Consider the following 13560-nt stretch of genomic DNA (forward strand, 5'->3'; position numbering starts at 1 on the left):
GAGGGGGCACACGTGGGACACACCGGCACGGACACGGATGTGGTGATCGCGGGCGCCGGGCCCACGGGCCTGATGCTCGCCTGCGAACTGCGGCTGGCGGGCGCCGACGTGATCGTGGTCGAGCGGCTCGCGCAGCGCTCGGGCGAGTCACGGGCCGGCGGGATCCACTCCCGCACCCTGGAGATCCTCGACCAGCGCGGCATCCTGGAGCGCTTCCTGGCGGAGGGCCAGCCGCAGCCGGTGGGCCACTTCTCCGGCCTCTACCTCGACTTCGACGAGTCGGAGTCGCGCCACCCCTACCCGCTGATGATCCTGCAGTCCGCCATCGAGCGGCTCCTGGAGGAGTGGGCCGTCCAGCTCGGCGTGCGGGTGCGCCGCGGATACGAGGTGAGCGGGCTTCGCCAGGACGACAGCGGTGTGAGCGTCGAGACCGCCGCCGCGCAGGAGGCGCCCGCCACGCTGCGCGCCCGCTACCTGGTGGGCTGCGACGGCGGGCGCAGCACGGTGCGCAAGCTGGCGGGCATCGGCTTCCCCGGCACCGAGGCGACGATGACGGCGCTGATCGGCGACGTCGAACTGCCCGCTCTGGGCGAGGACTACGTCTGGGTGCGGCGCACCGCGGGCGGCGACTACTCGGCGATCGCGTTCGAGCCGGGCTGGCACCGGGTGATCACCTCGGAGTTCGACCGTGTCGCGGACCGCGACGAGGAGGTGACGTTCGAGGGGCTGCGGGAGTCCCTGGTCAGGGTCGCGGGCACCGACTTCGGCATGCGCAACCCCCGGTGGGTCTCCCGGTTCAACGACACGGCACGGCAGGCCGACCGGTACCGCGCGGGGCGGGTGCTGCTCGCCGGGGACGCGGCGCACATCCACTTCCCGGCCGGCGGGCAGGGGCTGAACATGGGCGTGCAGGACGCGGTCAACCTGGGCTGGAAGCTCGCCGCGGTGGTGCGCGGGCTGGCGCCGGAGAGCCTGCTGGACACCTACCACGCCGAGCGGCACCCGGTCGGGGAGCGGGTGCTGCACAACACCCGGGCGCAGTCGGCCCTGGTCCGGCCCGGACCGCAGACGGACGCGCTGCGTGAGGTGTTCGGCTCCCTGATGGTCTTCGACGAGGTCAACCAGTACCTGCGTCATCTGCTGACGGCGCTGGACATCCGCTATCCGATCGACGGCGACCACCCGCTGGTGGGGCGCCGGGTCCCGGACGCCGATCTGAAGGGGGCCGATGGCGCCACCCGGGTCCACGAGCTGCTGCACGCCGCCCGCCCGGTCCTGCTCGACCTGGCCGGCAGCCCCGAGGCGGCCGCGGTCGCCCGGGGCTGGGCCGACCGCGTGGATGTCGTCGAGGCGCGCAGCGAGGACGAGCACTGGATCGTCCCGGCCCTCGGGGAGATCCCGGCGCCGGCCGCGCTCCTCGTCCGTCCCGACGGGCATGTCGCCTGGGCGGTGGCGGCCGGCGGCCCGCCCGGTGGCACCGCGCTGCGGGCGGCCATCGAAGCCTGGTTCGGCCCGGCCCTTCAGGGCTGAGCGGCCCTGCCCGAAACGAACGGCCGGCCGGTCCGCTTCCCGGCGGGGCCCCGGCCGCGACGACCCTACGAAGGGAACACACCGACAGTGAACAGCACGTGGTTGCGACGCTTCACCACGCCTGCCGGCAACGGACCGAGGCTCGTGTGCTTCCCGCACGCGGGGGGCTCCGCGACGGCGTTCAAGGACCTGGCGCGCGTACTGCACCCGGACGTCGACGTGGTGTCCGTGCAGTATCCGGGCCGCCAGGACCGCTACCGCGAGGAGCCGTTCACGGCCCTCGCGCCGCTCGCGGAGGCGGTGACCGAGGAGCTGGCCCGTGAACTGGTGGCGGACGGGCGGCCGTACGCCCTGTTCGGGCACAGCATGGGCGCGCTGGTGGCGTTCGAGACGGCCCGGCTGCTGGCCCGGCGTCAACTGCCCGCGCCGCAGCGGGTGTTCTTCTCCGGCCGGGGCGGTCCCGACCTGCGTGACAGCGCCTACGACCTCTACGACGACGCCGACATGCTGGCCGAGGTGCGCCGGCTGGGCGGCACCGACCAGTCGATGCTGGAGGATCCCGACATCCTGGAGCTGGTGCTGCCGGCGCTGCGGGCCGACTACCGCATCCTGGGCACCTACCGCGGGCCCGTCGGCGGGCCGCTCACGGCCCCGGTGACCGCCCTGATCGGGGACAGCGACCCGATCGCGACGGTCGAGGACGCCCACACCTGGCGGGAGCACACCACCGGCGACTTCCGGGTGGAGGTGTTCCCCGGCGGGCACTTCTACCTCTTCGACCAGCTCGGCCGGGTCGCCGCCGCCGTCACCGAGGGACTGCTCACCCGGGCCGCCGCTTCCTGAGGGGGAAGGGGCGTCGCACGGGTGCCACGGCCAGGAGGCGGAGCGCGGGTCGATCCGCGCTTGGCCTCCTGGCCGTGCCGCGCTCAGCGGGTGAGCTGGTTGGATGCCGCGTCGACCGTCTGCGCCAGCAGAACCGCGATGGTCATGGGGCCGACCCCACCGGGAACCGGCGTGATCAGGCGGGCACGCGTGCGGGCCGTGTCGAAGTCGACGTCACCGACGTTGCCGGGGTTGTATCCGGCGTCGATCACGACGGCCCCCGGCTTGACGTCCTCGCCGCGGATGAGCCGAGGCCGTCCCACGGCCGCCACGACAACGTCCGCTTCCCGCACGGCCGCGGCCAGGTCGGTCGTGCGGGAGTGGCAGTAGGTGACGGTGGCGTCCCGGGCGAGCAGGAGCATTCCGACGGGCTTGCCGAGGATCGCGCTGCGGCCCACGACCACGGCCTGCCGGCCGGCGAGCTCGACGTCGTACTCGTCCAGGAGCCGCATGATCCCGCCCGGGGTGCACGAGGTGAAACCAGGCAGTCCGAAGCTCATCGCCCCGAAGGAGCTCATCGTGACCCCGTCGACGTCCTTCTCCGGCGCGATGGCCTCGAACGCCGCCCGCTCGTCGATGTGAGGGCCCACAGGGTGCTGCAGCAGGATGCCGTGCACGCCCGTGTCCCGCGAGAGGGACCGCAGGATCGCCACCAGCTCAGCGGTCGTCGTGGCGGCCGGCAGAGCGACGAGCCGGGACTCGATGCCCGCCTTCGCGCAACGGGCCCGCTTCATGCGGACGTACGTCGCCGAAGCCGGATCCTCACCCACCAGCACCGTTGCCAGGCAAGGCGTCACGCCCACGCGCCGCGCAAGCTCTGCCGCTCTGCCCGATGCCTCCTCGACGATGCGCCGGGCAGGGCCGACACCGTCCATGAGTTGGGCTGTCCGGGTCTGGGACATGGTCGCCTCCAGGCGTCGCTGACCACTCGCCCAGGCGCACGGCATCGACCGATTCGTCAGACCGCTCCCCGGTGGTGCTCCACCTCAGCGCCAGTCACGGCCCGCGCACCACTCTAGTGGACGCCCTTTCCGCGGGTCATGAACGGAAGAGCGAAGAGGCCCGCTCAGGCATAGGTGTGAAAGCCGCGGCCGGACTTCTTGCCCAGCAGGCCTCCCTCGACCATGCGCAGCAGCAGCGGCGGCGGCGCGTACAGGGGCTCCTTGAACTCCTCGTACATGGCCTGGGCGATGGAGACCGTGGTGTCCAGGCCGATGAGGTCGGCCAGGCGCAGCGGGCCCATCGGGTGCGCGCAGCCCTGCACCATGCCCTGGTCGACGACCTCGGCGCTCGCCAGGCCGGACTCGACCATCCGGATCGCGGACAGCAGGTAGGGGAACAGCAGGGCGTTGACGAGGAAGCCCGCCCGGTCCGGGGAGGTGATCGGCTTCTTGCCCAGGGTGTCGCGGACGAAGGCCAGGGCGCGTTCGCCGACTCTCTCGTCGGTCAGGACGGTGGGGACGAGCTCGACGAGGGGCAGTGCGGGCACCGGGTTGAAGAAGTGGATGCCCAGGACCTGGCCGGGGCGGCGGGTCGCGGCGGCGAGCCGTACGACGGGCAGGGAGGAGGTGTTGGTCGCCAGGATGGCGTCCGGGTCCTCGACGGTCTTGTCGAGGGTGGCGAACAGGTCCCGTTTGAGCTGCTCGTCCTCCTTGACCGCCTCGATGACGAGCTGGCGGTCCGCGAGGTCGGCGAGGTCGCGGGTGAAGGACACCCGGCCCAGGGCCGCGTCGCGTTCCCGCGCGGTCAGTTTGCCCTTGGCCACGCCGCGTTCCAGTGACGCGGCCAGCCGCCGCGGTGCCGTGTGCAGCGATGCCTCGGAGAACACCGCGACTTTCACGTTCAGGCCGTTCTTGGCGCACAGTTCGGCGATGCCGGTGCCCATGATGCCGCTGCCGGCGACGCCCACCCGCTCGATGGCGGTGGTGGCGCTGTGTGTGGACGTGGTCATGTGGGTGTCCCCCAGTTCAGAAGTGTCGCCCCGATCGACATGCCGCCGCCGAATCCGGCGAGCAGGACCAGGTCTCCCTGCTTGAGCGCGCCGGTGCGGTGGGCCTCGTCGAGGGCGACGGGGACGGAGGCGCTGCCGACGTTGCCGTATCTGATCAGCGTGCGGTGGGTCTGCGCGGCGCCGAGTCCGGTGCGCTCGACGACCTCGCCGAGCATCACGCCGTTGGCCTGGTGCGGTACGAAGTGGTCGACCGCGCCGATGTCGACGCCGGCCCTGCCGGCCAGGGCGAGGAGGGCGGGCGGGACGTGTTCGGCGACGAAGTCCCGTACGCCGCGGCCGTCCATCTTGAAGTAGTGGCCGCCGTCCGCGACGGTCGCCGCGGACGCGGGTCTGCGGCTGCCGCCGGCCTCGACGCGGATCAGGTGGTGGGCGTCGCCGCGGCTGGACAGGTCGGTGGCGATGATCCCGTACGGCTCGGGGACCGCGCCGACTACAGCGGCGCCGGCGCCGTCGGCGAACAGGATCGCCGTGCGGCGGTCGGTGAAGTCCAGGATCCGGGAGTAGACGTCCGCGCCGATCACCAGCACCCGGGCGGACGGGTTCACGCTCACCAGGCTGTGGGCCAGCGCCAGGGCGTAGACGAAGCCGCTGCACACGACGTTGATGTCGAAGCAGGCCGCGCCGTAGGCGCCCAGGCCGTGCTGCACCAGGTAGGAGGTGGGCGGCTGGGGGAAGTCGCCGGTGGAGGTCGAGACGATGATGTGGTCGATCTGCTCCGGGCCCAGCCCCGCCTGCTCCAGGGCGCGTTCGGCGGCCTTCACCGCCAGATCGGAGGTCGCCTCGTGCTCGGCGGCGTAGCGCCGGGACTTGATCTGCGTCTTGCGCTCGATCCACTCCGCGGTGACGCCGACGCGCTCGGCGACCTCTTCGTTGCCGACCTCGTGCTTGGGCAGGTAGGAGCCGGTGGAGAGTATGCCGATGCCCATGTCAGGACGCCTCTTGGGGATCGGGCGCGCCGAGGCGGCGCAGCGGGTTGAGGCGCTGGACGCCGATCTTCTCGCGCAGGGCGGGGTCGGTGACGCCGAGCCCTTCCTCGGGGGCGAGGCAGAGGACGCCGACCTTTCCGGTGTGCCGGTTGTTCTGGACCAGGCGGGCGGCCTCGCCGACCTCGGCCAGCGGGAAGACCTCGGACAGGACGGGTGAGAGGTGGCCGAGCTGGAAGAGCCGGTTGCACTCCGCCTGTTCCTGGAGGTTCGCGGCGTGACTGCCCACGATCTTCTTGAGGTTCATCCAGAGGTAGCGGTTGTCGAAGTGGTGGTCGTAGCCGGTGCTGGAGCCGCAGGTGACGACGGTTCCGCCCTTGCGCACGACGAACACCGAGATCCCGAACGTCGCCCGCCCTACGAAGTCGAACACGACGTGCGGGTCCTCGCCGACCTGCCGGCGGATCTCCCGTCCGAGGCGTTTGCCCAGTTCGATGGTCCGCTCGGGGGTGAGCGCGTCGTCGCCGCCCATGCCGATCTCGTTGCGGTCGATGACCACGTCGCAGCCCAGGCGGCGCAGCACCTCGGCCTTGCGTTCGGAGCCGACCACGCCGACGGGAATGCCGCCCGCGTTCTTGACCATCTGCACGGCGAACGCGCCGAGGCCGCCGGTGGCACCCCAGACGAGGACGATGTCGCCCTGTTTGATCCGGGCGCCGTTGTCGCCGACCAGCATCCGGTAGGAGGTCGCCGCGGTCAGCAGCACGCCCGCCGACTCCTCCCAGGTCAGATGTGCCGGCTTGGGCAGCAGCTGGCTGGCGCGGACCACCGAGTAATGGGCGAGGCCGCCGAAGTTCGTCTCGTAGCCCCAGATCTTCTGTCCCGCTCCGAGCATGGCGTCGGCGTGTGTCGCCGGTTCCTGCTCGTCGACCTGGACGCAGCTGACGACGACGTGGTCGCCCGGCTTCCAGTGCCGTACCCCGGCTCCGGTGCGGACGACGACGCCGGAGGCGTCCGAGCCGACCTGGTGATACGGCAGGTCGTGCCGGGCGGCCCAGCCGCCCTGGCGGGCGCCGCGCTTGAGGAACGCGAAGGTGGGCACCGGCTCGAACGTCGCCGACCACACGGTGTTGTAGTTGATGGAGCTCGCCATGACGGCGACGACCACCTCGTCCGGCGCGATGTCCGGCATGGGGACCTGCCCGACGTGCAGCGACTTGCGGACGTCGTTGTCCGCCACGCCGTCGAACATGCCGAGGTCCGCGGCCAGGAGGTGCGCCGCCTCGTAGTGGGAGGGGAGTTCGTGTCGCCCGAGTTCGTCCGGGCCGGCCCCGGACAGCAGGGCCTCTGTCAAAGAATCCATCTGATTCCCTTTCACGTATGCCGTGCCGAACCGCTGCCGGCCGGAGCGGGCCGCGCGGTCTCAGAGGACCGCGCCCTCCTTCGTCCGCCTGCGCAGGCTCGGCCTGCTGGACCGGCCGAGGTCCTTCCACATGTCCGACAGGCCGGTGATGGTCCGCGCGGCGAACAGGCGGCGGATGGACACCTCCTGCTTGAGCTCGGCCCGGATCAGGCCGACCAGCCGGATCGCGCGCAGCGAGTTGCCGCCGAGGTCGAAGAAGTCCTCGTCGATGCCGACCCGGTCCACTTCGAGGACCTCGGCGAACGCCTTGGCGAGGATCCGTTCGGTGTCGTTGCGCGGTGCGCGGTAGGTGTCCGGCTCGGTCTCGGGCTCGGGCAGTGCGGCCCGGTCGACCCTGCCGCCGGCCGTCACCGGCAGGCGTTCCAGCACGGTGAACAGTGTCGGGACGACGGATTCGGGGAGCCGTCCCGCGGCGAAGCGGCGCAGTTCGTCGCCCGGGACGGCCGATCCGTCCGCCGGGACGACATAGGCCACCAGGCGCTGCTGGCCGGTGCTGTCCTGCTTGACGGCGACGACCGCGCGGGCGAGGGCGGGATGCTCGGCCAGCACCTCCTCGACCTCGGCCGGCTCGACACTGACACCGCGTACGTCGGCCTGGGCGCCCGCGTCGGCCACGTGCTCGATCCGGCCGTCGGCGCCCCAGCGCACCCGGTCGCCGGTGCGGTACATGCGTGCGCCGGGCGGACCGAAGGGGCAGGGCACGAAGTGTTCCGCGGTGCGGGCGGGCCGTCCGAGGTATCCGCGTGCCACACCGGACCCGGCCACGTACAGCTCGCCGGTGACGCCGGCGGGGACGGGCGCCAGGCCCGGGCCCAGAACGTAGAGGGCGGTGTTGTCGGCCGGGCGGCCCAGGGTGCCCGGGCGGTGCTGCGGTTCGTGGGGGGCCAGGCGGTCGGCGGCGGCGAACACGGTGGCTTCCGTGGGGCCGTGGCCGGTCACGACGGTCAGGCCCGGGCAGGCCTGGCGGACGCGGCGCAGTGCGGCCGCGGGCACGCGGTCGCCGCCGGTGAACACCTCGCGCAGCCCGGCCAGGGACGCGGGGTCGTGGGCCGCGATCCGCGCGAACCGGTCGGCGGGCAGCCACACGGCGGGGACGCCGTGCGCCTCGGACGGCTGGGTGAGTGTGCCGGTGCCGGGTTCCCCGGGGGGAGCGACGATGACACGGCCGCCGTTCAGCAGGGGTGCCCACAGTTCGAGGGCGAGGCTGCCGGAAGTCGCCGGGGTGTGCCACAGCACGGCGGCGCGGGCGGCGTCGCGCCAGGCGCGGTCCATGGCGAACCGCGCCATGTTGCGGTGGGTGATGCCGACCGCGGCGGTACCGGTCGCGGACGAGGCGGGTGTCACGGCCAGAAGGTTGTCCGGGTGCGGGAGCGGGAGCGGGACGGCCTGTGCGGCACCGGTGGGGGCGGGGGCGTCGGTGGGGGCGGAGGCCGCGTCGGTGGGGGCCGGTGCGGCGGGGACGGCCGGTGCGGCGTCGGCGGGGGTGGTGGCGGAGGCGGGGGCGGAGGCCGCGTTGGTGGGGGCCGGTGCGGCGTCGGCGGAGGCGACGTCGGTGCTGGCCGGGGCGGCGTCGGTGACGGAGGCCGCGTCGGTGGTGGAGGTGAGGTCGGTGAGGATGAGTGCCGGGATCTGCAGGCCGGTGGAGAGGGTCTGGGCGGTTGCCGCGTCGGTGAGCAGGACGTGTGCGCCGGCTTCGTCGGCCACGAGCTCGGCCTGCGCCGCGGGCAGCGCCGGGTCGAGGGGCAGGTAGGCTCCGCCGGCCCTGGCCACGCCGAGCAGGGCGACGGCCAGGTCCACCGACCTCTCCAGTGCCACCGCCACGACCGTGTCGGCGCCGACCCCGCGGCCGCGCAGGGCGCCGGCCAGACGGTCCGAGCGCTCGTCGAGCTCCCGGTAGGAGAGGGTGAGGTCGGCGCCGACCAGCGCGACGGCGTCGGGGGCCGAGGTCACCTGGCGGGCGAACAGCTGAGGAACGGTGAGCGCGGGAAGAGGCGCGTGCGTGTCGTTCGGCGCCGTCAGCACCCGCTCCCGCCCGGCGCCGGTGAGCGCGTCCAGCGCGCCGACGCGCTGTTCCCCGTCGGCCACCACGGCGCGGATGTGGGCGATCAGCTCCTCGCCGATGAAGCGCAGTTCCGCGCGGTGGTAGAGGCGGGCGGGTGCGTCGAGGCGGATGAACAGGTCGCTGTCGGCGCTGCCGTCGGTGTAGACGCCGATCGACAGTTCGTCGAAGGAGCCGGTGGTTCCGCCGAGGTAGCGCGCCAGGTGGTCGCCGAAGCGGAGCTGCTCGACGAACTCGACGACGTTCATGACGGCGCCGAAGCTGCCGCGGTCGCTCAGGGCGGTCCCGCTCACGCGCTGGATGTCCGAGTAGTGGCAGGCGGTGTGGCCGGAGATCTCGTACGTCTCGTCGACGATCGCGTCGGCGAGGTCGGTGAAGGTCGCGTTCAGCGGGACCTTCACGCGTACGGGGACGACGTTGACCGCGAGGCCGGGTGTCCTGCTCGCGACGCCGGTCCGGTTGCCGACGGCGAGGGAGAGCAGGAACTCGGGGCGGTCGCAGCGGTGGCGGAAGAACACGGCCGCGGCGGCGGTCAGCATCGTGGACGTCCACACGCCCATGGATTTCGCCGCCTCGGTCCACGCGTCGGCCTCGGCGCGCGGGACGGTCAGGGTGCGGCTGACCATGCCGATGGGCTCGGTCAGTTCGCCCCAGCGGTCCGCGCTGCTCATCGGTTCGGCAAGCGCGGCGCGCGCGGGCTCGGACAGGGTGACGTGCGGGATCTGCGCGGGGGCGGGCGCGTCGGCAAGGTAGTCACGCCAGAACCCGCTGTCCTCGGTGAACTCTTTCGAGGCGAGGTAGCCGGCCGCCTCGGCCGCGAACGACTCGGCGTCCCAGGGGTGCGGCAGAGCGGGGACCTGCTCGCCGCGTGACAGGGCGGTGTAGACCTCGGCGAGCCGCTTGGAGAGCAGGCCGCCGGTGCCGAACCCGTCCGAGACGAGGTGGTGGTAGGCGATCACCACGAGCGAACGGGCCGGTGCGAGGGTGATGACGCCCATCCGGAACAGCAGGTCCCGTGCGAGGTCGAACGGCTTGCGGATCAGGTCGGCCAGCGCGTCGCGCGCCGCCTGCTCGGGGTCGGCCTCGCCGGAGAGGTCCAGGAGGAAGGGCCGCCACTCCCCCAGCTCGCGCGGTGTCAGGCGCAGCCCGTCACCGGCGTCGGCGAAGGTGACGCGCAGGACCTCGGCCTCGTCCAGCACGTGCAGGAACGCGGACTCCATGACGGCCGCGTCCAGTTCACCGTCCACGTCCCACATGGTCAGCGCATGGTTCAGCGTGTCGGCAGACATTTCCTCCGCCAGCCACAGCCCTTTATGCGCGGACGAAGCAGCGAATGCACGCACACGGATCAACCCCTTGGAGAAACAGGTCCGGGAATCGGAGGAATTCGCAGATCACCCCACCTTCACGGAAGGTGAATCAGCCGGTCAAGACAACTTGGTACGGGGGCGGGACAAGCCGTTTCCGGGCTTGCGGTGTCCCGCCGGCGGGACAATCCACCAGCGGGAACCTTTTCCCTGGCGGGACAATTTCCACAGGGCGCAGCCACGCCCCGGAGCGGGCGCAACCACGCCCCGAACACGGTCGGTTCAGCCGGCCGGCTTGGCCAGCGAGGACACGATGTGCCGGGCGATCAGCCGCGGGGAGGGGTGGCGCAGCACCACGTTCGGCCGCAGTTTCAGACCGGTCGAGGCGGTCAGGCGTTTGCTCAGGTCCGCCGACAGCATCGAGTCGAAGCCGATCTTCGTGAACTCCCCGTCGGGATCGACCGATTCGCTCGAGGGATGCCCCAGCACGACGGCGACCCGCTCCAGGACATGGTCCAGGACGAGGGCCTGCGCGTCGTCGGGGACGAGCGCCACGATCCGCTCCGGCAGCGGAACCTGCCGGTCGTCGGCCACCTGCGGCGGCTCCTGCGGGGAGGCCTCGCCCACCACGGCCGAGGCGGGCGAGGAGCTCAGCCAGTACCGCTGCCGCTGGAAGGCGTAGGTCGGCAGATCGACCCTGCGGCGGGTGGCGAACAGGGCTGACCAGTCCACGCTCCCGCCCCGGACGTGGAGCCCGGCCAGCGAGGAGAGGACGGCCTCCACCTCACCCCGGCCGCGCCGCGACGACGACAGCACCAGCGCGTCGTCGAGATCCTCGGTCATCTCCTGCACGGGGACGGTCAGCACAGGGTGCGGGCTCATCTCGACGAACACCCGGAACCCGTCCGCGGCCAGTTGCCGTACGGACGATGCGAAGCGGACCTTCTCGCGCAGGTTGTTGTACCAATAGTCGGCGTCCAGCCGCGCGGTGTCGATGATTTCGCCGTACAGGGTCGAATAGAAAGGCAGCTCCGACGATTTCGGGCTCACGTCGGACAGTGCGGCGATCACCTCGTCCCGTACCCGTGTCACCTGATGCGAATGCGAGGCGTAGTCGACCTTGATGCGCTGGGCCTGGCAGCCGTCGGCCTTCATCTTCTCGATGAATTCGTCGAGCGCGTCCGGTTCGCCGGACACGACCACCGCGCGGGGTCCGTTGACCACGGCGACGCTGATCCGCTCGCTCCACGGCGCCAGGTGCTGCTGCACCACCTTTTCGGACTCGGCGACGAACGCCATCCCGCCGTGCCCGATCAGCTGCACCAGGGCCTTGCTGCGCAGCGCCACGATCTTGGTGGCGTCCCGCAGGGACAGCGCGCCGCACACATGGGCGGCGGCGATCTCGCCCTGGCTGTGGCCGATCACCGCGGACGGCTGGACGCCCCAGGACCGCCACAGGGCGGCCATGGACACCATCACCGAGAACAGGGCCGGCTGCACCACGTCCACCCGGTCCAGACCCGGCGCACCCTGAACGCCTCGGATGACATCGAGCAGCGACCAGTCGGTCCACTCGGCCAGGGCTTCCGCGCACGCGTCCAGGCTCCGCGCGAAGACCGGGAAAGCGGCGTACAGCTCCCGTCCCATGCCGACCCACTGGGAGCCCTGGCCGGGGAACATGAAGGCGACGCCGCCGAGGTCCCCGGCACTGCCGCCGACCACTGCGGCAGACTCCGTACCCTCGCTCAACGCCCCGAGCGCGTCCAGGAGTTCATCCTTGGTGCGGCCCAGCACCACCGCGCGGTGCTCGAACCGTGAGCGGCCCGATGCCAGCGACCAGCCGGCCCCGGCGAGGTCCAGGCCGGGGTCCGCGGCGGCGAAGTCGCGCAGCTTGGCCGCCTGCTCCCGCAGGGCCTGGGCGGTCTTGCCCGACACCGTCCACGGCACCAGGCCGCCGACGACGCCCGCGTCCGCGCCTCGCTCGTCGTGCCGCTCCTGCTCCTGGTCCTGGTCCGGGGACGGGGCCTGCTCCAGGACGATGTGCGCGTTGGTGCCGCTGACGCCGAACGAGGACACCCCGGCCCGGCGCGGACCGTCCGTCTTCGTCCACGCGCGTCCCTCGGCCAGGATCCGTACCGCGCCCGCGGACCAGTCCACGTGGTGCGAGGGTTCGGTCACGTGCAGGGTCTTGGGCAGGTGGCCGTGACGCAGAGCCATCACGGTCTTGATGACCCCGCCGACCCCGGCGGCGGCCTGGGCGTGTCCGAGGTTCGACTTCAGGGAGCCCAGCCACAGCGGCCTGTCCTGGTCGCGGCCCCGGCCGTAGGTGGCCAGCAGCGCGCCGGCCTCGATCGGGTCGCCGAGCACGGTTCCGGTGCCGTGGGCCTCGACGAGGTCCACTTCGGCGGGGGTGACGCCCGCGTTCGCCAGGGCCTTGCGCATCACCTTCTCCTGGGCGCGGCCGTTGGGGGCGGTCAGGCCGTTGCTGGCGCCGTCCTGGTTGACCGCGCTGCCGCGCACGACGGCCAGCACCGGGTGGTTGTTGCGCCGGGCGTCGGACAGCCGCTCCAGGAGCAGCACGCCCACGCCCTCGGCCCATCCGGTCCCGTCGGCGCCGTCCGCGAAGGCCTTGCAGCGGCCGTCGGGCGAGAGGGCGGCCTGCCGGGAGAACTCCACGAACATCGCGGGCGTCGCCATCACCAGCGCCCCGCCGGCCAGCGCCAGGGAGCATTCCCCCGAGCGCAGGGACTGCACCGCCATGTGGAGGGCCACCAGCGAGGAGGAGCACGCCGTGTCCACCGACACCGCGGGCCCGGTCAGGCCGAGCTCGTAGGCGACGCGGCCGGAGGCGACGCTCAGGGCGCTGCCGTACAGCAGGTAGCCCTCCAGGTCCTTCTGGCCGCCTTCCAGGAAGCGCCATCCGTACTCGGAGGAGCTGACCCCGGAGAAGACGCCGACCTCGGATCCGCGGACGTCGGCGGGGACGATTCCGGCGCGTTCGAAGGCCTCCCAGGAGGTCTCCAGCAGCAGGCGGTGGTGCGGATCGACGGCCAGCGCCTCACGCGGGCTGGTGCCGAAGAACTCGGCGTCCCAGCCGGCGACGTCGTCCAGGAACCCTCCCTGGTTGGTGTAGGCGTGGCCGGTGGCGTCGGGATCCGGGTCGTACACGTCGCGCCACCCGCGGTCCTGCGGGAAGTCGCCGATGACGTCGCGGCCCTCGCGGACCACGTCCCACAGTTCCTCCGGCGTCGAGACGCCTCCCGGGTAGCGGCAGGCCATGGCCACCACGGCGATCGGCTCGCCGCGGCCGGCCTTGAGGGCGTCGTTCTCCTGCCGGAGGCGGTCGCGTTCCTCCAGGAGCGTGCGCAGCGCCCGCTGGACCCGGTCCGCGCCGTCCGCCGTGCGTTCCGCGGAGTCGGTCATGC

Annotated in this window: 8 protein-coding genes and 1 riboswitch; of the genes, 2 read left to right on the forward strand and 6 right to left on the reverse strand. The window is 72.4% G+C overall.

All coding sequences use genetic code 11. From position 1 onward, the window contains the following. Positions 1–12 precede the first annotated feature (12 nt). Positions 13–1530 carry an FAD-dependent monooxygenase gene (locus ACF07B_RS07465; RefSeq protein ID WP_392178127.1) on the forward strand — a complete coding sequence of 506 codons (1518 nt, stop codon included), beginning with the start codon at positions 13–15 and terminating at the stop codon, positions 1528–1530. Positions 1531–1617: 87 nt separating this feature from the next. Then, entirely contained in the window at positions 1618–2373 is a 756-nt protein-coding gene (locus ACF07B_RS07470) for a thioesterase II family protein (RefSeq protein WP_384233061.1), read from the forward strand. Positions 2374–2456: 83 nt separating this feature from the next. Here the strand turns inward: ACF07B_RS07470 and ACF07B_RS07475 are convergent, their stop codons facing one another. The 6 genes from ACF07B_RS07475 to ACF07B_RS07500 form a co-directional block, all read right to left on the reverse strand. After that, positions 2457–3314 carry a bifunctional 5,10-methylenetetrahydrofolate dehydrogenase/5,10-methenyltetrahydrofolate cyclohydrolase gene (locus ACF07B_RS07475; protein ID WP_392178128.1) on the reverse strand — a complete coding sequence of 286 codons (858 nt, stop codon included), beginning with the start codon at positions 3312–3314 and terminating at the stop codon, positions 2457–2459. A 21-nt stretch (positions 3315–3335) separates the two neighbouring features. Then, positions 3336–3422, reverse strand: a riboswitch (ZMP/ZTP riboswitch). 56 nt (positions 3423–3478) lie between these two features. Further along, positions 3479–4363 (reverse strand): 3-hydroxybutyryl-CoA dehydrogenase, encoded by an 885-nt coding sequence (locus ACF07B_RS07480; RefSeq protein ID WP_392178129.1) that lies wholly within the window; start codon positions 4361–4363, stop codon positions 3479–3481. Next, positions 4360–5349 carry a 3-oxoacyl-ACP synthase III family protein gene (locus ACF07B_RS07485; RefSeq protein WP_392178130.1) on the reverse strand — a complete coding sequence of 330 codons (990 nt, stop codon included), beginning with the start codon at positions 5347–5349 and terminating at the stop codon, positions 4360–4362. The genes ACF07B_RS07480 and ACF07B_RS07485 overlap by 4 nt, the downstream gene beginning before the upstream one ends. Position 5350: 1 nt before the next feature. Then, the gene (gene ccrA / locus ACF07B_RS07490; protein WP_392178131.1) at positions 5351–6709 is read right to left on the reverse strand and encodes a crotonyl-CoA carboxylase/reductase; all 1359 of its coding nucleotides are present in this window, start codon (positions 6707–6709) and stop codon (positions 5351–5353) included. A gap of 60 nt (positions 6710–6769) precedes the next feature. Next, the gene (locus ACF07B_RS07495; protein ID WP_392178132.1) at positions 6770–10171 is read right to left on the reverse strand and encodes an AMP-binding protein; all 3402 of its coding nucleotides are present in this window, start codon (positions 10169–10171) and stop codon (positions 6770–6772) included. Between the two features lie 246 nt (positions 10172–10417). After that, on the reverse strand, positions 10418–13558 hold the full coding sequence (locus ACF07B_RS07500) for a type I polyketide synthase (protein WP_392178133.1): 3141 nt from the start codon (positions 13556–13558) through the stop codon (positions 10418–10420). Positions 13559–13560 lie beyond the last annotated feature (2 nt).

The organism is Streptomyces sp. NPDC015532 (assembly GCF_043078065.1).
Lineage (GTDB): Bacteria > Actinomycetota > Actinomycetes > Streptomycetales > Streptomycetaceae > Streptomyces.